Annotated in this window: 20 protein-coding genes; 7 read left to right on the top strand and 13 right to left on the bottom strand. The window is 73.8% G+C overall.

What is annotated here, in order from left to right:
• The first annotated feature begins 32 nt into the window (after positions 1-32).
• Positions 33-554: an HD domain-containing protein gene (locus B085_RS0121975; RefSeq protein ID WP_018560746.1), complete on the top strand. Its 522-nt coding sequence runs from the start codon at positions 33-35 to the stop codon at positions 552-554.
• Here the strand turns inward: B085_RS0121975 and B085_RS43355 are convergent.
• The 3 genes from B085_RS43355 to B085_RS46255 form a co-directional block, all read right to left on the bottom strand.
• Positions 505-2,616 carry an FUSC family protein gene (locus tag B085_RS43355; protein WP_158689801.1) on the bottom strand — a complete coding sequence of 704 codons (2,112 nt, stop codon included), beginning with the start codon at positions 2,614-2,616 and terminating at the stop codon, positions 505-507. The genes B085_RS0121975 and B085_RS43355 overlap by 50 nt on opposite strands.
• A gap of 190 nt (positions 2,617-2,806) precedes the next feature.
• On the bottom strand, positions 2,807-4,093 hold the full coding sequence (locus B085_RS0121965; protein ID WP_018560744.1) for a PP2C family protein-serine/threonine phosphatase: 1,287 nt from the start codon (positions 4,091-4,093) through the stop codon (positions 2,807-2,809).
• Positions 4,094-4,166: 73 nt separating this feature from the next.
• A complete protein-coding gene (locus B085_RS46255) occupies positions 4,167-4,829 on the bottom strand; it encodes a peptidoglycan-binding domain-containing protein (protein ID WP_018560743.1) in 663 nt (220 codons plus the stop codon).
• Between the two features lie 272 nt (positions 4,830-5,101).
• Here B085_RS46255 and B085_RS0121955 point away from each other — a divergent pair, with 272 nt between their 5' ends.
• The 3 genes from B085_RS0121955 (at position 5,102) to B085_RS0121945 (ending at position 8,302) form a co-directional block, all read left to right on the top strand.
• Positions 5,102-6,073 (top strand): aldo/keto reductase, encoded by a 972-nt coding sequence (locus B085_RS0121955; protein ID WP_018560742.1) that lies wholly within the window; start codon positions 5,102-5,104, stop codon positions 6,071-6,073.
• An 83-nt stretch (positions 6,074-6,156) separates the two neighbouring features.
• Positions 6,157-7,656, top strand: coding sequence for an MFS transporter (locus B085_RS43350; RefSeq protein ID WP_037732201.1), 1,500 nt, complete (start codon positions 6,157-6,159; stop codon positions 7,654-7,656).
• A gap of 94 nt (positions 7,657-7,750) precedes the next feature.
• On the top strand, positions 7,751-8,302 hold the full coding sequence (locus B085_RS0121945) for a dihydrofolate reductase family protein (RefSeq protein WP_078620014.1): 552 nt from the start codon (positions 7,751-7,753) through the stop codon (positions 8,300-8,302).
• A gap of 18 nt (positions 8,303-8,320) precedes the next feature.
• Here the strand turns inward: B085_RS0121945 and B085_RS0121940 are convergent, their stop codons facing one another.
• From B085_RS0121940 to B085_RS43345, 3 genes are all read right to left on the bottom strand, one after another.
• Positions 8,321-8,836: a mycothiol transferase gene (locus tag B085_RS0121940; protein WP_018560739.1), complete on the bottom strand. Its 516-nt coding sequence runs from the start codon at positions 8,834-8,836 to the stop codon at positions 8,321-8,323.
• Between the two features lie 94 nt (positions 8,837-8,930).
• The gene (locus tag B085_RS0121935; RefSeq protein WP_018560738.1) at positions 8,931-9,662 is read right to left on the bottom strand and encodes a class I SAM-dependent methyltransferase; all 732 of its coding nucleotides are present in this window, start codon (positions 9,660-9,662) and stop codon (positions 8,931-8,933) included.
• A gap of 41 nt (positions 9,663-9,703) precedes the next feature.
• Entirely contained in the window at positions 9,704-11,188 is a 1,485-nt protein-coding gene (locus B085_RS43345) for a S1 family peptidase (RefSeq protein ID WP_051102134.1), read from the bottom strand.
• Between the two features lie 214 nt (positions 11,189-11,402).
• Between B085_RS43345 and B085_RS0121925 the strand changes: the two genes are divergently transcribed.
• Positions 11,403-11,846, top strand: a complete 444-nt coding sequence (locus B085_RS0121925; RefSeq protein ID WP_018560736.1) for an SRPBCC family protein — start codon at positions 11,403-11,405, stop codon at positions 11,844-11,846.
• 132 nt (positions 11,847-11,978) lie between these two features.
• On the opposite strand, the gene B085_RS0121920 is transcribed toward B085_RS0121925, so the two are convergent.
• The 7 genes from B085_RS0121920 to B085_RS0121890 all read right to left on the bottom strand — a co-directional run bounded on the left by B085_RS0121920 (position 11,979) and on the right by B085_RS0121890 (position 16,440).
• A complete protein-coding gene (locus tag B085_RS0121920; RefSeq protein ID WP_018560735.1) occupies positions 11,979-13,100 on the bottom strand; it encodes a hypothetical protein in 1,122 nt (373 codons plus the stop codon).
• 117 nt (positions 13,101-13,217) lie between these two features.
• Entirely contained in the window at positions 13,218-13,448 is a 231-nt protein-coding gene (locus B085_RS0121915) for a hypothetical protein (RefSeq protein WP_026251304.1), read from the bottom strand.
• Entirely contained in the window at positions 13,435-13,704 is a 270-nt protein-coding gene (locus B085_RS0121910) for a DUF6400 family protein (protein WP_018560733.1), read from the bottom strand. The genes B085_RS0121915 and B085_RS0121910 overlap by 14 nt, the downstream gene beginning before the upstream one ends.
• A 159-nt stretch (positions 13,705-13,863) precedes the next feature.
• Positions 13,864-14,541, bottom strand: coding sequence for a VanZ family protein (locus tag B085_RS45805; protein WP_018560732.1), 678 nt, complete (start codon positions 14,539-14,541; stop codon positions 13,864-13,866).
• A 195-nt stretch (positions 14,542-14,736) separates the two neighbouring features.
• On the bottom strand, positions 14,737-15,117 hold the full coding sequence (locus tag B085_RS50960; RefSeq protein ID WP_018560731.1) for a nuclear transport factor 2 family protein: 381 nt from the start codon (positions 15,115-15,117) through the stop codon (positions 14,737-14,739).
• Between the two features lie 60 nt (positions 15,118-15,177).
• Positions 15,178-15,456, bottom strand: coding sequence for a DUF6510 family protein (locus tag B085_RS0121895; protein WP_018560730.1), 279 nt, complete (start codon positions 15,454-15,456; stop codon positions 15,178-15,180).
• Between the two features lie 225 nt (positions 15,457-15,681).
• Positions 15,682-16,440, bottom strand: coding sequence for a class I SAM-dependent methyltransferase (locus B085_RS0121890; RefSeq protein ID WP_018560729.1), 759 nt, complete (start codon positions 16,438-16,440; stop codon positions 15,682-15,684).
• Between the two features lie 457 nt (positions 16,441-16,897).
• On the opposite strand from B085_RS0121890, the gene B085_RS0121885 reads away from it, so the two are divergent.
• Together B085_RS0121885 and B085_RS0121880 are read left to right on the top strand one after the other, a co-directional pair.
• A complete protein-coding gene (locus tag B085_RS0121885) occupies positions 16,898-17,584 on the top strand; it encodes a DUF1062 domain-containing protein (RefSeq protein WP_018560728.1) in 687 nt (228 codons plus the stop codon).
• Positions 17,585-17,593: 9 nt separating this feature from the next.
• Positions 17,594-18,061, top strand: coding sequence for an SAM-dependent methyltransferase (locus B085_RS0121880; RefSeq protein WP_018560727.1), 468 nt, complete (start codon positions 17,594-17,596; stop codon positions 18,059-18,061).
• Positions 18,062-18,216: the final 155 nt, after the last annotated feature.

The following is an 18,216-nucleotide window of genomic DNA, read 5'->3' as shown; positions in this document are numbered from 1 at the left end:
CCGGCCCGCCCGGTGCCCGGAGGATGGGGGCCATGACGGTGAACAGCGTGGCCGCCGCCGAGGCCCTGGCCCGCCTGGCGCACGAGGGGCAGACCGACCGCATCGGCGTGCCCTACATCGAGCACGTCCGGGCGGTCGCGGCGGGGCTCGCCGCCTTCGGCCCGGAACTGCAGATGGCCGGGCTCCTGCACGACGTCATCGAGGACACCCCGTGGACCGCCGGACGGCTGCGCGCCGCCGGCGTCCCGGAGCGTGTCGTCGGCATCGTCGAGCAGGTCACCAACCAGCCGGGCGTGCCCTACGAGGACAAGCTGCGGCGGATCGCCGCCTCCCGCGACGCGGCCCTGGTCAAGATCGCCGACAACGCCCACAACAGCCATCCGGACCGGGCCGCGCGCCTCGACGAGGCGCAGCGGCTGCGGCTGGCCGCCAAGTACCGCCGCGCACGGGCCGTTCTGTGGCCCGCGGTGCCCCGCGAGGACGTCGCGGTCATCCTCGCGGTCGTCAACTCCGCGCTGCTACCGGATCTTCCGCCGGCCGGCGGACCGCGGTGACCACCCGCTGCAGGCCGGCCAGCCAGATCGCGGCGTCGACGGCGTAGTACAGCAGCGGGTCCGGTGCCCGGCCGCCCGACGCCGCGCAGACGTCCGCGATGACGGTGCGGTCCGTGGGCACGCTGCGCCGCGGGGACTCGTCGGGCGGCGGACGCATGGTCCCCGAACGCAGGTCGTACGTCAGCGGCAGCGTCGTCAGCCGCAGATGGTGCGCCGCGTCCCGCAGGTGCGCGGCGCTCAGCGGCCAGGCCGCCAGCGCACCCGGAGGGCAGTGGTCCACCAGGGTCTGCCCCATGGTCAGGACCCGGTTCCCGGCCAGCATGATCGCCTGGAAGTCCGTCGGCAGGACGGGCCCGGCCCCGGGGGCGTCGCGTTCGGTCGCGAACTGCGCGTAGCTCGCCTCCGCGATCATCTGGGCGAGCCGGGCCCTCGGCAGCGCGTCGCCCATCGTCCCCGTGCCGGTGATGCAGTCGGTGATCTGGGTGACCGCCCGGGTGCCCTGGTCCAGCAGCCGCGAACAGGCCCGCCCCAGCTCGCCCGTGCCTCCCCGGGGCCAGGCCAGCAGCCCGACGAGGGTGCCGGTCAGCACGCCCGTCACCACGTCCGCGATCCGGAACGCGGCGAGTTCCGGACCCGCGGGGGCGATCTGGGTGAAGGCGGTGGCCACCGCGACCGTGAAGAAGGCCTGGCCCCAGCCGAGTCCGAGCAGCGGTCCCGCGGTGAAGGCCAGGAAGAACACCGGTGGCATCGCGACGGCGTACACCAGGGGGTGGTCGCCCACGAACGCCAGCAGCAGCGCCGCCACCCCGGCCCCGACCAGTGTGCCCCGCACCGCGGGGACCACGGTCGTACGGGTGCCGGCGGCACTGGTGCGCATCACGGTCAGCGTGGTCAGCAGCGCCCAGAAGCCGTGCGACAGTTCGAGCCCGCCCGCGATCAGCCGCGCCGCGGCCAGCGCCAGCGCCATGCGCACGGCGTTCTGGAAGTAGACCGAACGCGGGGTGAGATGGGCCCGCATCCGGTGCCCGTACAGCGTGATCGGCGACTGCCCCGCGTACCAGAACGGTCCCGGTCCCTCGGCGGGCCGCGTCGCCTCGGACCGCACCGGCGCGCCGAGCGCGATCCGCACGGACGTGACCAGGAAGGCCGCGGTGTACGCGATGTCGAGCGCGATCGCCCCGTTCCGCACCGTCGTCGCGGAGGCCGCCCCGGACACCGGCCAGCGGGCCCGGTGCTCCTCGAAGGCCTCGGCGGTGGCCGCGCACGGGGCGACCAGGGGCGCCGGCGCCTCGCCCCTCAGGGCCCGGGCGGCGCCGTGGCAGGCGGTGGCCGAGGCGAGCAGCATCCGCGACCGGGCGGCGTCCGGGGCCGGCGGGCGCTCCGCCGCGTCGTCCGCCAACTGCCCGGTCTGCGCCAGCAGGTGCCGCAGGTACGCGGCACTCTGGCACAGCGCCCGGTCGCGCGCCCCCGCGGACACCGGGCGCTCGTCCTTCGGTACATGGCTCATGCGCAGCTGCTGCGCCGTCTCCAGCAGGCCCTCCGACCGCTCCCGCACCACCGGAGGTTCCAGCGCCAGCGCCTGCAGTGTGTCCGCCGCGGCCTCGCACGCGTGGGCGAGCCGGTCCTGGTAGCGGCCCGGCGAAGGATCCGGCCACAACCACAGCTCGGCCGCCGCCATCAGCAGCACGCCGACCACCAGACCGCACAGGCGCAGCCCCAGGGTCTCCGGCTGGTACGGCGGGAAGCACGGCAGGATGTAGAACAACTGCAGGCCGTTCGCGAGCCCGACCAGTTTCGGCCCGCCCACCCCCGCGTACGTCACCGCGAAGCCGACCCCGAGCATCCCCAGCGCCGCCGTCCAGTCGCTCACGGCCAGCGCCGTGCCCAGGGCCACCAGCAGCGCGGCCACCGGCAGCGCGGCCAGCAGCGTCCGGGCACGCTCGCGCGGCGTACCCGGCACGTACGACAGGGCGCCGGAGGCGACCGTGCCGAAGAGGGCGTAGATCGCGACGACCGGGTCGCCGAAGCCGTAGCGCGCCACATGGAAACTCAGGCACGCCACAAGCGTCACCCGAGCGGAACGGCGCACCGCGCGAAGACCCGGATCACGGGCCCGCACCCACTCCAGCCCACCGCGACCGGGCACCCGCGGCCTCCTCGCTGCTCAGGTCCACGACACGCCGGACCCCTTCAGATCACCGTAGGCCGGGCGGCACCACCCGGCCACCGCGCCGCCCGGACCGGCCCGCGCCTCACAGGCGCACGGTGACGAGCGCGATGTCGTCCGCCGCGCCGCCGGTGACGCCGAGCCGGTTCAGCAGGGTGTCCGCGAGCGACTCCGCGCCGAGCCCGGGCTTCTCGGCGAGCGCCGAGGTCAACCGGGCCAGGCCCGTGTAGATGTCCTCCTGGCGGCGCTCGATCAGCCCGTCGGTGTAGAGCACCAGCGTGTCCCCCGGCCGGTACGACAGCGCCGCCTGCGGTCGGGGGGCGTGGGCGGGACGGGCCCCCAGGGGCGGGTCGGTCGCCCGGTTCAGCAGTTCGCAGCGGCCGTCGCCGTGCAGCAGCACAGGCGGCGGATGCCCGGCGCTGCTGTAGGTGATCGTGTGCCGCTCCTTGTCGATCAGCGCGCTGAAGGCGGTGGTGGCCATGGCGCCCTCCACGCAGCGGGCGTACTGGCCGACGACCTCCAGGGCCTTCGCGGGCCCGTCCACGGTGCGCATCGCCGCGCTCAGCGCGCTGCGCAGCATCCCCATGACGCTGGCGGCCTCCAGACCGTGGCCCACGACGTCGCCGACCGCGACCGCGTAGCAGCCCGCCGAGAGGTTGACCACGTCGTACCAGTCGCCGCACACGTTCAGTGAGCCCGCCGCCGGCAGGTAGCGCACCGCGATGTCCTCGTGCTGGACCAGGTCCGGGGAGTGCAGCATGGCCTCCTGCAGCGTCAGGGCGACCTTCCGTTCGCGGGCGTGGGCCTCGCGCAGCTGGTCGTTGAGGCGCTGCAGTTCCCGGGCCCGCGCGTACAGCTCGGCCTCCATCGCCCGCTCCCGTGCGCTCAGCTCGGAGCCCTGCAGCCCGTGCCGGTGCCGGCGGGCCTGGATGAAAGCCGTCACGTCCTCGACCCGGTGGATGATCCACGCCACCGTGCCGTCCGGCCCGAGGACGGGAGTGTTGATCGGGCTCCACCAGCGCTCCTCGAACCTCCCGGGCTCGGCCACCAGCGGGATGTCGTACCTCTGCGCCGCCATCGTGTCGGGCTCGCGGGAACTCAGCACCCGGCGCAGGGACGCGCTGAGGTTGAGCACCCCGTCGGCCAACGGGTCGGCGGGGTTGTCCGGGAACGCGTCGAAGATGTACTGCCCGATCAGGTCGTCCCGGGTGCGCCGGGTCGCCTCCAGGTACGCCCGGTTGACGCTCACGATGACGAGCGCCGCGTCCAGTACCAGGTACGGGCTGGGCGTCGCCGCGAAGAGCGCCGCGTAGTCGATCCGCGGTGCCGGCACGGCGCGCTGCTCGTCGTCCCCCCGCTCGGGCAGGGCCACCCCACCAATCTATAAGGCGTCCGGTCTCCTCACCTGTCGCGCGGCGCGCCGCCCCCGGCCGGGCCGCCGGCGCTCAGCCCGCGGCGAGCGAGGTGCGGGACTCCAGGTCGCGGCGCGTGGCGTCGCCGTACTCGCCGCTCTCGTCGCCGCGGACGCCGTACCAGACCTGGAAGCGGGCGACGGCCGCCGCGAGGCGCCCGTCGAAGCGGCCGTCGACCGCGCCGCCCGCGTACACGTCCGGGATGCGCAGGAGCCGGGCCTGCAGTTCGCTGACGGCCGGTCCGGTGTCGCCCCGGCGGAGCACCCCGCCGATCAGGCCCACGCCGGGTGAGCCGGGAGCCGTGGCCGTGGGCGCGCCGGGACCGGCGGGGGCGGCGGCTTGCGGCGGGCGGGGGTGGAGGACGCCGGGGGCGAACAGGGCGAGCGCGAGCGCGAATCCGGCGGCGCCGCCGGTACCGGTCAGCACGGCGACGCGCAGGGCGCGCGTGCTACGCGGGGAGCGCCGCGGCGGCTGTCCCTTCCGCGCCCCGGCCCGGGGCTTCGTACGCGCTGGTGCGGGCCGTGCGGCGGGCGGTGCGGTGCGTGGCAGCGGCTGGGTGTCGGGGCCGCCCTCCCGGGGCGGGGTGGAACCGGCGGAAGCGCGGGCCGGGCGGAAGAGGTCGAGGGAGTCCTCCCATGGCTCGTCCGGCCCCCCGGACGCCTCCCGCGCGGGGATGATGCGGGTCGGCTCGATCATGCGGCGCCGTGACGGTCCTCCGCCGGACGGGTTCGGCACAGCGGTCCCCCTGTTCTCCCCCCGTCATCCGTTACGGGCCGACCACGCTAGGACCCGCCGGTGGGCGAAGGCTCGGAATCGCCGAATTCGTCGCGGGCCGGGACGTGTTGGGGTATGCGCGCTCGCTGCCCGCCGTGACCGTGCGGGACCCTGACGTCCCTGCGCGGGCCGGTCGCCTATCGTCGTGGCTGCGGAGACGGCTCCGCGGACGACGGCACGAGTGGAGGACGACTGTGCGCTACCGGGACCTGGGACGCAGCGGGCTGCGGGTGTCGGAGATCGGCTACGGAGCCTGGGGGATCGGCGAGTCCGCGTGGGTGGGCGCGACGGAGGACGAGTCCCTGCGCGCCCTGAACCGGGCCGTCGACCTCGGGGTGAACCTCATCGACACCGCCCGCGGCTACGGCGAGAGCGAGCGCATCGTCGGACAGGTCGTCCGCGAACGCGCCCGCGCCGGCGAGGAGGTCCTCGTGGCCACCAAAGTGCCGCCGAGGAACCGGCTGTGGCCCGCGCCCGACGGTGTCGACCCCGCCGAGGCGTTCCCCGGCGACCACATCCGCGAGAGCCTCGACACCAGCCTGCGGGCAAGCAGCCTCGACCACTTCGACGTACTCCAGTTCCACGTCTGGAGCGACGAGTGGGTCGGCCGCGGGGACTGGGCTGAGACCGTCGCCGACCTCAAGAAGCAGGGCAAGATCAGGCTGTTCGGCGTGTCCGTCAACGACCACGAGCCGGACAACGCCCTCGCCCTGGTCCGCAGCGGGCTCGTGGACACGGTGCAGGTGATCTACAACGTCTTCGACCAGGCCCCCGCCGACGCGCTGCTGCCCGCCTGCCAGGAGCACGGCGTCGGCGTCATCGTCCGGGTCGCCCTCGACGAAGGCGGCCTCACCGGCCGGATCACCGCCGGGACCACCTTCCCCGAAGGCGACTTCCGCAACCGCTACTTCCGCGACGACCGTCCCGCGCAGGTGGAGCGGCACGTGGACGCCGTCGTCGCCGACCTCGGCATCGACCGGGACGACATGGCCGAGACCGCCCTGCGGTTCGTGCTGAGCGCCCCCGCGGTCTCCACCGTCATCCCCGGCATGCGGTCGGTGCGCAACGTCGAGCGGAACACCGCGCTCAGCGACGGACGCCCCCTGACGCCGGAACAACTCGCCGTTCTGGCCCGGCACCGCTGGGAGCGCAACTTCTACGGCTGACCGGCCTGACGGCCCGCAGCATGAACGCACCCCTCGGGGGAAGGCGCGCTTCCGGACAGAACGGATCGTTCACGGAGGTGACCATGTCAGCGTCGACGGCTCACGCCGACCCGCCGGGAGCATTGCGGACCGACGTCCCGGCCCGCCTGGACCGGTTGCCGTGGAGCCGCTGGCACTGGCGCATCGTGATCGGTCTCGGCACGGTGTGGATCCTCGACGGCCTCGAGGTGACCATCGTCGGCAACATGGCGGGCCGGCTCGCCGAGCAGGGCAGCGGTATCGACATCAGCACCGCCCAGGTCACCACGCTGGCGGCCGCCGTGTACGTCGCGGGGGCGTGCCTGGGCGCGCTGTTCTTCGGCAGGCTGACCGACCGGCTCGGCCGCAAGAAGCTGTTCATGGTGACCCTGGCCGTCTACCTCGCGGCCACGGCCGTCACCGCGGTGTCGTGGACCGCCTGGTTCTTCATCCTGTGCCGCTTCTTCACCGGGTTCGGCATCGGCGGCGAGTACGCGGCCATCAACTCGGCGATCGACGAACTGATCCCGGCCCGGGTGCGCGGCCGGATCGACCTGATCATCAACGGCAGCTTCTGGATCGGCGCCGCCGTGGGCGCGTTCGCGTCCATCGCCCTGCTGGACACCTCGCTGTTCGCCACCGGCGTCGGCTGGCGGCTCGCCTTCGGCATCGGCGTCGTCCTGGGGCTGGTCATCCTGCTGGTGCGCCGCCATGTGCCGGAGAGTCCACGCTGGTTGTTCACCCACGGCCGGGCCGAGGAGGCCGAACGCCTGGTCGCGGACGTGGAGCGCACGGTCGCCGAGGAGAGCGGCAAGCCTCTGCCGGAGCCGGGCGAGAGCATCCTCATCCGCCCCCGCGGCGAACTGGGCTTCCTGACCATCGCCCGCACCGTCACCCGCTCGTACCCGCGCCGCACCCTGCTCGGCCTCGCGCTCTTCTCCGGCCAGGCCTTCCTCTACAACTCCGTCACCTTCGGCTACGCCGTCATCCTCACCACCTTCTTCGACGTGCCGAACGGCGACACCGGCTACTACTTCGCCGTCATCGCGGTCGGCAACTTCCTCGGCCCGCTGCTGCTGGGCCACCTCTTCGACTCCGTGGGCCGCAAGCCGATGATCACCGGCAGTTACGTGGGCTCCGGCCTGCTCCTGTTCGGCACCGCCTACCTGTTCCAGCAGGGCGCCCTGAGCGCGGTGACGATGACGGCCTGCTGGACCGCGGTGCTGTTCTTCGCCTCCGCGGGCGCCAGCGCCGCCTATCTGACGGTCAGCGAGATCTTCCCGCTGGAGACCCGGGCGCTGTGCATCGCCTTCTTCTACGCCGTCGGCACCGCCATCGGCGGCATCACCGGCCCCTTGCTCTTCAACGGCCTGGTGAGCAGCGGCGAGCCCGGCGACACCACCCTCGCCTTCTGCCTCGGCGCGACCCTGATGACGCTGGCGGGGCTGGTCGAGGCGGCCATCGGTGTCCGCGCCGAGCGGCGCAGCCTGGAGTCCCTGGCAGCCCCGCTCAGCGCCGTCGAGGAACCGGCGGGGACCTCCGGCACCGCCGGCGCGCGCCCCTGACCGGCTTCGCCGGCGGGCCCGGGGTGGGCTTCGTCCGACGGGTCGTGGACAACCCGGGCGACCCCGGGTGAGGATCGCCGTGCGAAAGATCGTCATGCAGATGTCGGTGTCCCTCGACGGCTACTTCGAGGGACACCGACCGCGAGATCGACTGGCTCCTCGTGGACGAGGACCGCACCTCCACATGAACGAGCGGCTGAAGGTGATGGGCGGCTTCCTCACCGGCCGCGTCAGCCGTGAACTCATGGCCGCTTACTGGCCGACGGCCGACGCCGACCCGCAGAGCGGTCCCGCCGTCGCCGAGTTCGCCGGGATCTGGCGCGACATGCCGAAGTACGTGTACTCGCGGACGCTGGAGCGGGCCGACTGGAACACCGCGATCGTGCGCGACGTCGTCGCCGAGGAGGTCCGGGAGCTCAAGGCGCGGCCCGGCGGCGACCTGGCGCTCGGCGGGGCCGGCCTCGCCGCCTCCTTCCTGCGGCTGGGCCTGGTCGACGAGTTCCGGATCTACGTCCACCCCGTCCTGCTGGGCCGGGGCAGGACGCCCTTCCCGTACGCCGACACCCTCACCGCCCTCCGGCGCACCGGGACCCGCACCTTCGGCCACGGGGTCGTACTGCTCCAGTACGAGCGCGCCGAGGCCTGACCGGGCGCGTGACCGTCGTCAGAGCGCGCCGCGCTCGACGCAGCCGCGCAGGAACGCGGCCTGCCCGGCGTGCTGCAGATCGTCCGAGACGACGCTGACCAGCCGCACCGCCAGCGTCACCGGCGGATCCCAGCTGGTGTCGACGACGCGTGGGAAGTCCGTCTCGTGCAGCGTCGACAGATAGCCCAGGGTGCGCTCGCACACGGCGTCGTGATAGCCGGTCAGCAGTTCGACCGACTTGACGCGCAGCGCGGCGACGTCCTTGGGGCGGTGGCCGTACCCGGTGTCGTACGGCGCGAAGGGCAGGCCGAAGCGGTCGGCCCAGCCGTCGGCGGTCCACAGCTGCCCGGTGCCCGCGACGGCGGCCACGTGGTCGTCCTGAATGCGCGTCAGGTGCCAGATCAGCCAGGCGATCGAGTTGGCCCCCTCGTCGGGCCGCGCGTGCAGGCCTTCCGGGGCGATGCCCTCGACGGCCTCGTGCACGGCCTCCTGGATCCTGCCGAAGGCGTCGGCGAGGAGATCTGCGCTCTTCATGCGTGCTCCCTCGGTTCCTGTGCCACTCCGCCCACGCTAGGCGTGCCGCCCCGCCGCGGCCACCAGAGCACCCGGTGTGCGGCGCCGCCGCGCGTCAGCGGATCGCGAGGACCAGGTTCACGACGTGGTGCTCGTCCACCATGCCGTCGGGGAAGTGCCCTGCCAGGTGTTCCCGTTCGGCGGCGAGGAAGGCCCGGGAGCGCTCCTCGCCGATCACCAGGAACGCCGACTGGGTGCCGATGTTCGCGAGGTGCACCTCGACGGGCACCCGCCGCGACCACGGCACCCGGAGCTCGGTGAACCCCGGCCCGTCCGGCAGGCGCCCCGCGCGGGGGTGGGACAGCACGTCGAAGAAGCCGCGCAGGCGCTCCTGCTCCGCGGCGATCCACGGCACCGAGGTGTCGGGGTCGTTGCGCCACAGCGCGAACGCGCCGCCCGGCCGCAGCACCCGCAGGGCCTCCGGCACCGACCGCCGCGGATCGGTCCAGTGCCACGCCTGGGCGTACGTGACGAAGTCGAAGGCGCCCGAGGCCAGCGGCAGCCGGTCGCCGTCCCCGCGGACCAGGGGGACGTCCGGCTGGTTGCGGCGCAGCTCCGCGGCCATGCCGTCACCGGGCTCCACAGCCACGACCCGGGCGCCGCGGTCGTGCAGCAACGTGGTGGCGATGCCCGTCCCGGCGCCCACGTCGGCCACCAGGGCACCGTTCAGGGGGCGCCCCGCCAGCTCCTCGACGGCGTCGAGGAGGGCGGGCGGGTAGGAGGGGCGGTTCGCGGCGTACCGCCCGGCGGCACGGTCGAAGGAGCGGGCGCGAGGTGAACCGGTCATAGCTCCATGATCCTCCACCCCGCCCCGCCCGCGACGGCCGGTCAGTCCCAGCCTCCCGGGCGGTGGCCCCCGACGGCCGCCGCGGGGCGGATCCACCGCGTGGCCAGGAACGCGAGGCAGCTGACGGCGACGATCAGGAGACCGGGGCCGATGCCGCCGCCGCTGCCGATCGCGCCCAGCTGTGTGGCATCGCTCGCGGTCCCCGGGTAGACCGGCGCGCCACCCGGCGCCGTCGGGGCGCCGGGCACTCCCGGGGCCGCCTGCTGCCCGCTCTGGCCGGTCCCGGAACCGCCCGAACCGCCCCCCGCGCCGTCGCCCGCCTCACGGGTGGGGGCACCGGCGGCGGACGGCGCCGTACCCGGCGTCCCGCCTCCGGCGGCGGGCGCCTCGGCGTCACCGCTGTCCGGGGCGCGCGGCAGGCTCACACCGAGCGTCGCCATCGCCGTGGTCACCGGCTGGAAGAAGGTGATGCCCCCGGCCTTGCAGTCGCCGCTGCCGCCCGAGGTGATCCCGAGCGCGAGGCCCTGGGCGAACAGGGGGCCGCCGCTGTCACCGGGCTCCGCGCACACGGTGGTCTGTATGAGACCGCTGACCGCTCCCTCGGGGTAGTTGACCGTGGCGTTCAGCCCGGTGACCTGACCGGAGTGCAGCCCCGAGGTGCTGCCGCTGCGGAAGACCTCCTGACCCACGAACGGGTCGGACGCACCCGTGATGCGGACCACGCGGCCGGAGCCGACCCCGACGACGCTGCTGTGGTCCGAGCCGTCGTTCTGGTACTGCACGAGGGAGAAGTCGCCGCCGGGGAACGAGGTCGAGACGGTGGTGCCGACGGGCCTGGTCCCCTGGTTGTCGGCGAACCAGCCGGTGCCCGGAGGCCCGCAGTGGCCGGCCGTCAGGATGAAGTCGGTCGTGCCGTTGGTGACGTTGAAGCCGGCCGAACAGCGGCTGCCCCGGGTCAGGATCGGTGCCGCCCCCGCGGTCCTGGTCGTGAAGGCGGCCTCGGTGCGTTCCATGCGCACCTGCCCGCCGATGCCGTCCGCCACGGACTGCAGCCGTGCCCACTCCTGTGCGGAGACCGTGCTGTCGGCCAGCACGAGGACCTCGTTGGAGACCGGGTCCACCGACCAGGCCGTACCGGGCACGCGCTCGGCCTCGCGCAGCGCGCCGGCCGCGTCCTGCAGGTCACGCATGCTGTAGCGGACGACCTCCGCCCGGGCGCCCGCCCGGGCGACCTCGGCCGCGGTGTCCTCGTCGGTCACGGCGACCACCGGGCGGCCCTCGTCGTCCACCCAGCTGCCGCCCGTCCGGGCGTCGCCGAGACGCGCCGCCAGGTCTTCGGCGAGGCCCGCCGCGTCCGCCGGGCCCCGCGCGCCGTCCGGCGCGTCCAGCACCCGGCTGCCGCTCCTGGGCTGCGTGCCGTCGGGGGCCGCCCCGAAGGCCTGCGACATCATCACTCCGCCGCAGACGACTCCCGCGACGGCCACGAGCCGCAGCGCGCGCTGCACCTGACGCCGTTTGCGCCTCACCGTGCCCCCAATATCCGCTTACGTACCTGCAGGTCACCGGCATGAGCTGCCGCGGGTCCCGAAGGGGGCCCGGCCTTCCATACGTGCGGGGGAGCCGCAGCGCTCACCGCTCGCGGCGAAGATACGGAACGCGCCCGGGTGCCCGGGGCGGCGAAGCGCTCTATCGTGGCCGGGTCGCCGGACCCGGCGATCCATCGAGCCGTCAAGGAGCGACATGGGTGGTCAGTTCGAGGCGGTCGTCGAGGTCGGCCGTCCCGTGGCGGAGGTCTTCGCCTTTCTCGCGGACGGGCGCAACGACCCGAAGTTCAGCCCCAGAGTGCAGGAGATCCGGCGGACGCCGGACGCCCCGACCGCGGTCGGCACGGTGTTCACCAGCATCGTGAAGGACGCCGGGATGAAGTCCCACCGGGAGTTCCGGATCACCGAGTTCGACGCGCCCAACAGGATCCGCTGGACCGAGCAGTCGAAGAACCTGGTCACCGCCGAGGGCGGTTACGACCTGGAGCCGGTCTCCGAGACCACCACCCGGGTGCGGATCTTCAACCACCTGGAAGGGCACGGTCTCGGGAAGCTGCTGGTGGGACTCGCGCTGAGCGCCGCGCGCAAGGACGCCCCGGCGTTCGGGCGGCGGATCAAGGCAGCCGTCGAGGCCGCCTGACTCCGCCCGCCCGTGCCGCCGCCGCGGCGCAGGTCACCCGGGGCCGCCGCCGACAGCGGACCCGGGTGACGTACTCGCGGGCCGCGCTCGCAGCGACCGGAGGGCGGCCCGGCGGCGAGGCGGCGGGGTGGATCAGTAGCGGAGCACCGCCGCGATCCGGTCGTGCTCCACGAGGCTGTCCGGCGCCACGAAGCGGACCTCGGCGCCCTTGTCGAGTGCGGTCTCCACCAGCTCGTCCACGATGTCCTCGCGGATGCCCTCCTCGAAGCCGCCCGCCTCCGGCGCGTCACCGTCGACCGGCGTGAGGTGACCGTCGCTCAGGCGCACCGCGCGCTGGAAGTCCTCCTCGACCACGACGAGTTCGGCACGGCCCTCGCACACCGACTCCCACACCTCGTCCAGCCCGGCCGCGAAGATCCTGCGACTGCGGGCGTCCACCAGCCTGCGGCCGATCCGTTCCGCCTCCCGCTCGGCGAACTCCTTCTGCGCCGGTGCGAGTTCCTGGAGCAGCGCCGGCGCGGGACCGTTCGCCAGGCCGCCCTTGTGGACGACGGCCACCGCGGCGTCGGCGGCGGTGCCGACCTCCTTGAGCAGGGCGACCGCGTCCGGCAGGCCGACCAGGTACAGCGGCCGGTCGTCGGTGGCCAGGAGCGCGGTGAGCGCGCTGTCCACGGACCGCAGGAACCGCCGCGTCTCCTCGTCCCGGAACGTGCTCGGGTGGTCCCCGACCTGCTCCTGACGCTCGGGGTCCCACTGCACGGGATCGGGCTCCAGCGGGAAGCCCTGCGCGCCCTGCGGGTGCAGCGACTGGCCGCTGCCGCTCCACAGGGTGGCCCGGTCGGCCGCCACCGTGAGCACCCAGTACGGGCGCGCCCTCGCCTTCGCGGCGACCAGATTGCGGGTGAGGAAGCTGTCGCTGAGCACCACGCGCTCGGGGACGGCCCGGGGCAGGGTCCAGATCTGGTGGTCCCGTTCCGTGGCGTACATGACGAGCCCGTCCAGCGAGTAGCGCAGATCGACCTCGGCGGCGGCCGCCTTGAGCTGCGTCTTGATGGCCATCCGGGCCCGGCGGGACGCCTCGGGATCGTGCTCGATCCGGCGCTCGGCCTCGGCGAGAAGATTGCGCAGCCGTACGGCGTCCTGGGCGTTGTCCGGTTGGCGCCGGTGCGTCGGCATGGTCAGCGACACCGCCGGATACGGCCTGGTCGCGCGCAGTTCTCGCAGGGTGCCTACCGTCAGGGCATCGGTTTCCATGATCGCCTCCCTGAGGGGTCCGCGGTTGCTCCCCGCGGACGGGGGCAGCCCACACACCCGAGCCTCGCACACCAGCCGGGCCGTCGCCTGCCGGGGACGGCCCGGCCGGCGTGACGTTCAGGCGCGGTCGCGGTGCTGCGCCCCGAAGCCGGAGTCCCAGGCCCACATGTGGGTGCAGCCGGGGCACTGCAGATGCAGCACAGGCCCCTTGTTCGACAGCAAGTACCGCCAGTGGTCGGGGCAGTTGCGGCCCGCGGCGCAGGTGGCGCACTCCCGGTGGTCCGCACACCGCGGGCAGGGGACCCACGCCCGGCGGCCGGGGTCGGCGGAGGGATCAATCGGAAGCAGCACCGTCGTCCTCCCCGGTCGCCTCAAGGGGCGGCAGCACACCGGCGGCCACGAGCGCGCGGTACACCGCTTCCTGCTCCTCGTCGAGGCCGGAGTAGAGCAGCCGGTAGGCCGCGTCCTCCTCGCGGAGCACGGCCACCGGGTCCCATTCGTCGCCGAGGGCGGCGAGGACCTCGGCCCGGCGGCGGGTCTCGTGGTCGGTGAAGTCCAGCTCGAACGCGTGGAGGCGGTCCGGGGTGTCGTCGTCGTCGTTCATGTCGCCCACTCCCGGGGCAATCGGGGATGAATCCACTCTGTGTAACAAAGTGTCGTGCCCGGGGGAAAGCTTTTGCCGCCTCGATGTGACGAACTCCATGCGGCTCCGCCGCTGGTCAGGGACGTACCAGCGGCGGAGCGACAGGGGGCCGGGCGCCGCTCAGGAGCGCCGGGCGGCCTTGCGGCGGACCGTCCCGAAGGACGGGAACGGCCCGCGAGGGGCGGGCTCCGCGGCCTTGACCCCCTTCCCTGTGCCCTTCCCGGCCCCCTTCCCGCTTCCCGCGGTCCTCGGGGTCTTCCCCGCCGTGCCGGACTTCCCGGCCGCAGCGCTTCCGCGACGCCGGAAGGCCTTCGTGAACCTCGACGTCCTGGTGCCGTCGGCGGGCTTCGCCGCCGGGGCCGGGTCCTCGACGGGAGCCGCCGGGCGGACGTCGTGCACCGCCCGGCCGAGGCGGCGCCCGAAGAGCAGGTAGCCCAGCAGGGCACCGGCGGTGTTCATGATCACGTCATCGACGTCGAAGGCGCGGCCCTGCACCACCGCCCCCTGCGCCAGTTCCACCAGGACCATCACCAGGCCGGTCGTCACCACCACGCGCAGCGCCCCGCGCGCCTTGGGCGCCAGCACCGGGAGCAGCACGCCGAAGGGCATGCCCAGCAGCACGTTCCCGCCGACCTGGCGCACGGCGCCCGCCACCGTGTACCGCTCGTAGTACTGCCGCAGTGAGGCACCCGGCTGCAGATTCGCGTGCGCGAGCCCCTCCGAGGCGTACGACGGCGCCAGTGTCGCGCGGGCCAGCACCGCCCCGAACGCGACCATCGCCACGAACGCCAGCGCCATCGCCGCCCACCGGGCAAGTGCGGCCAGCGGCGACCGCCGACCCTCTCCCGATCCTTCCGACGTACGCCCGCGCACCGCCGATCGAGCCACGGACTACCCCCTCCTCCTGGTCTGTTCCGGTCATGGTCTCCCCGTGTCACAGACCGGATACCCCGAGCGCCCCCCGCGATGCCATCGAGTGCCGTGCCGTGCCGGTCAACTCGGCGGCGCCGCCTGCCCGGGAGGCAGCGGCGAGGCAGCCGCGGTGGCCGAGGGCGGACCACCGCCAGCGCGGCCGGCCGCCGGCACCGGGGTGGGCGGCCGGCCGATCGCCAGGACGGCCGCGTCGTCGCCGAGGCGGCCGCCCACCTGGGAGAGCAGGCCGGCGCACAGACGGTCCACCAGCGCCTCGGGATCGGCGACACCGCCCGCGGAGGTGTAGTGGGCTCGGCCGTCCGGGGTGAGGAGAGCGACGTACGACGTCCGGTCGCCGTCGTCGACGGCCGCCCCGTAGCCGCTGATCAGCTCGTCCACGGCCAGCCGGTCCAGCAGGGTCTCCCACTCCGCCCGCGTCGTGATCGGCACAGTGTCGGGCACACGGCGCGAGGGGCCAGGACACGTGCGGCGGCCGGCCGCTCCGGGAACCGGCCGAAGACGTCACTCCGGCAACGGGATGCGCATGCTCACCGAGCCCCGCAGATCGAGCCACGCGGCGGCCGGCCCACGGACCAGCCGCATGACCACGGCGTCGCAGCCGGGACAGCGCGCCACCAGACCGGGAGCGTGGTCGTACACGCGCAGCAAGGCGACCGGCCCCGTGAGCCCGCAGCCCACGCAGCGCCCCTCGGCGGCCGTCATGTCCACCGCGAAGATCTCCCGCAGCGGTCCGGCCAGCGCGTTGCCGTCGGTGTACGCGTCCGTGCCCTGTGCGCTCATCCCAGCCTCCCGTCGGCCCGGCCGTTCCCGGCGCCACCCACCCTACGCAGCCGACGCCCACCCCGCCCCCGCACGCGGCCTGCCTGCCCGAGGCACGGCCGGAGCACGGCCGGACGCGTCTCCCGAGCGCGGCCCGGAGCTTCGCCTGATCGTCCCGGGGCTGACCGGCCTGCCCCCTGACCTGCGCCAGAGGCTCGGCGTCCCCTGGCTCCCCGGAGTCCCTCGTCAGCGCAGTTCGAACGTGAGCAGCGGCTCGGCGAACACGGGCGCCGGCGCGTCGGGATCCGCGGCGACGACCTGCTCCAGGCGGTGGAAGCCGGCCTCCACCTCCTCGGGGCCGAGCTGCGCGAAGAAGGAGAGGGTGCGCAGGCGCAGCCGTTCCAGCATGTCGCCGAGGGTTCCCGGGGACGGCTCGGTGACCGTGCCGTAGTCCACGACCTTCCAGCCGGCCGACGTGAACATCGCGATGACCTCGTGCAGCGGCTGGAAGATCGAGGCGTCCACCTCGTATCCCCGGGGAAAGTGCTCCAGCCACCACGGACGGGGATGGTGGTCCCGGAAATTCGCGCGCAGCAGCAGCCGCCCGCCGGGCCTGAGCACCCTGGCCAGCTCCCGGGCCGCCCGGGGCTTGTCCCGGACGTGGTGCCAGGAGAGGAACAGCAGAGCGTAGTCGGCGCTGTCGGCGGGCACCGGCATCTCCTCGGCGCCGCCCGCCAGATACCGCACCCCCGGGTGCCCGGACCGCGCCAGCGCGACCTCACGCATCCGGACCGACGGCTCGACGCCGACGACCGGCCCGAACTCCCGTGCCAGCGCGGGGGTGAACCTGCCGGTCCCCGAGCCGACGTCCAGCCCTGCCAGCGGCCTCCGTTCGGGCAGTACCGATGCGAAGGCGTCGAGCCACACCCGCAGTTGGTGCTCGGAGAGCGCGCGGCCGCGCGCGTAGTCCCGGTACTGCTCCTTGTCGTAGTCGATCGTCCTCATGGCCTCTCCCGTGTCAGCCGGGCGACCGCAAGCGGCGTCCTGATGTGTCGAGTCGACAGGTCGGGACGGTAGGCGTCGCCGCGTCGCCCCGCAAGAGGGCCCGCCACAAAGGGGCTTGAGGTACCCGGCCCTCCGGACTGCCGGAAAACCTGTTGCCCGACCACCCTCCGGTTGCACATCATCTGCGGCATGGATCTGTGACCAGTGGCGCATGTGCGGAACGAGGACGGGTTCGAGTCGATCCCCGTCCCGCTCCGCCGTACCGCTCGAAGCCCGCACCGTGTGACCGGCGCGGGCCGCGAGCTTCCTTCACGCGACGTGCTCCGCCACGTCGCGCCGGCCGGTGTGCCCCGCTCAGCGGCGCCGGCCGTACGCCACTGATTCCGGGAAGGCATCCCACGGCGCCGTACGGCGATGCGTGCTGCCTCCCGCGCAAGCCCTGGAGCTCGCCGAAACCATGAACCGATCCCTTGGCACCCGTCTGCCCGCCGACGGCGGCGGAACCGACGTCGACCGCAAGGCACTGTGGGTGATCCGTGAGCTGGGTCTGCCCGCCATCGTCAGAGCCTGCGTCTCGTGCAGGTCCACACGTCACCGTCCCACCGGGAAGATCCGTGTGAACGCGAGCGGCAAACTCCTCGACGTCTGGCTGCTGATCGGCTGCGCACTGTGCGGCCGCACGTCGAAGATCCCCGTCCACGAGCGCGTCCATGTGCAGGCGCTGGAGAGCGAGCGGCTGCTGATGTTCGAGAACAACGATCCGGCCATGGTGCGGCGACTGGTCATGGACGGTGCGTCGGCGGGCAGGGCCTCGTACCGGCTCGACTGGAGCGGCACATGGGAGCTGGAGACCGACATGCCGTTCCACCGGCCGGACCCCGAGCGGCCGCTTCCGCTCGAGGTCATCGTCAGATTCGAACTTCCCGCGCCCGTGCGGGTCGAGAAGCTGCTGACGACCGGGTTCGGCCTGAGCCGGTCCGCCGTGCGGGGCATGGCCGCGTCCGGGCGGCTGCGCCTGCCCATGGCCGTCGACGCGAAGGCACGCGAGGACTTCACCTTCCACGTCCTCACCACGCCGCCACCGCCGCCGTCACCCGCTGCGCCGACGGTGTCGAGTGCCTCCGCGCGGGCGCGGCGGGGATAGCCTCCGGCCATGCCGAGTTTCGAGATCACAGCGATAGGTACGGTCCGGAACGACAGGACGGACGTGCAGCACACGGACAACTGGGGTGCCGTCCGCAGCACGATCACCGTCGACGAGCGCTTCGGCGACGCCTGCCTCCAGGGACTGGAGGGCTTCTCCCATGTGGAGGTCCTCTTCGTCTTCGACCGGTTCCCGGAGCACGACGACCACCGCGAACCCCGCCCCTACCGCGGCCGTTCCGACCTCCCTCCCGTCGGTGTCTTCGCCGGCCGCGGCCCCCGCAGGCCGAACCGCATCGGGGTGACGTCCTGCGCCATCGAATCCGTCCGCGGCCGCGAACTGACGGTGGTGGGCCTCGACGCGGTCTCGGGCACCCCGGTCATCGACCTGAAGCCGACGATGGAGGAGTTCCGCCCGCTGGACGTCAGGCAGCCGGAGTGGGTCAGCCGGCTGATGTCGGAGTACTTCCAGCCGTAGGACGCGGCGACGAGGTGATCGCTGCGTGGACGGTCCCCGGGGGGAGCGCGGCGGTTCGGCTCGAACCCGCCACACGATCAGGCGTGGGGTTCTGCGGCATCCTGGCGGGCGGCGCCCCGCGCCGGCGGGGCCGTCGCCTCGACCCGACGTCGAGG

Origin of the sequence: Streptomyces sp. BoleA5 (assembly GCF_000373665.1) — a bacterium.
GTDB lineage: Bacteria > Actinomycetota > Actinomycetes > Streptomycetales > Streptomycetaceae > Actinacidiphila.
This window is presented reverse-complemented; position numbering and strand designations above follow the sequence as displayed.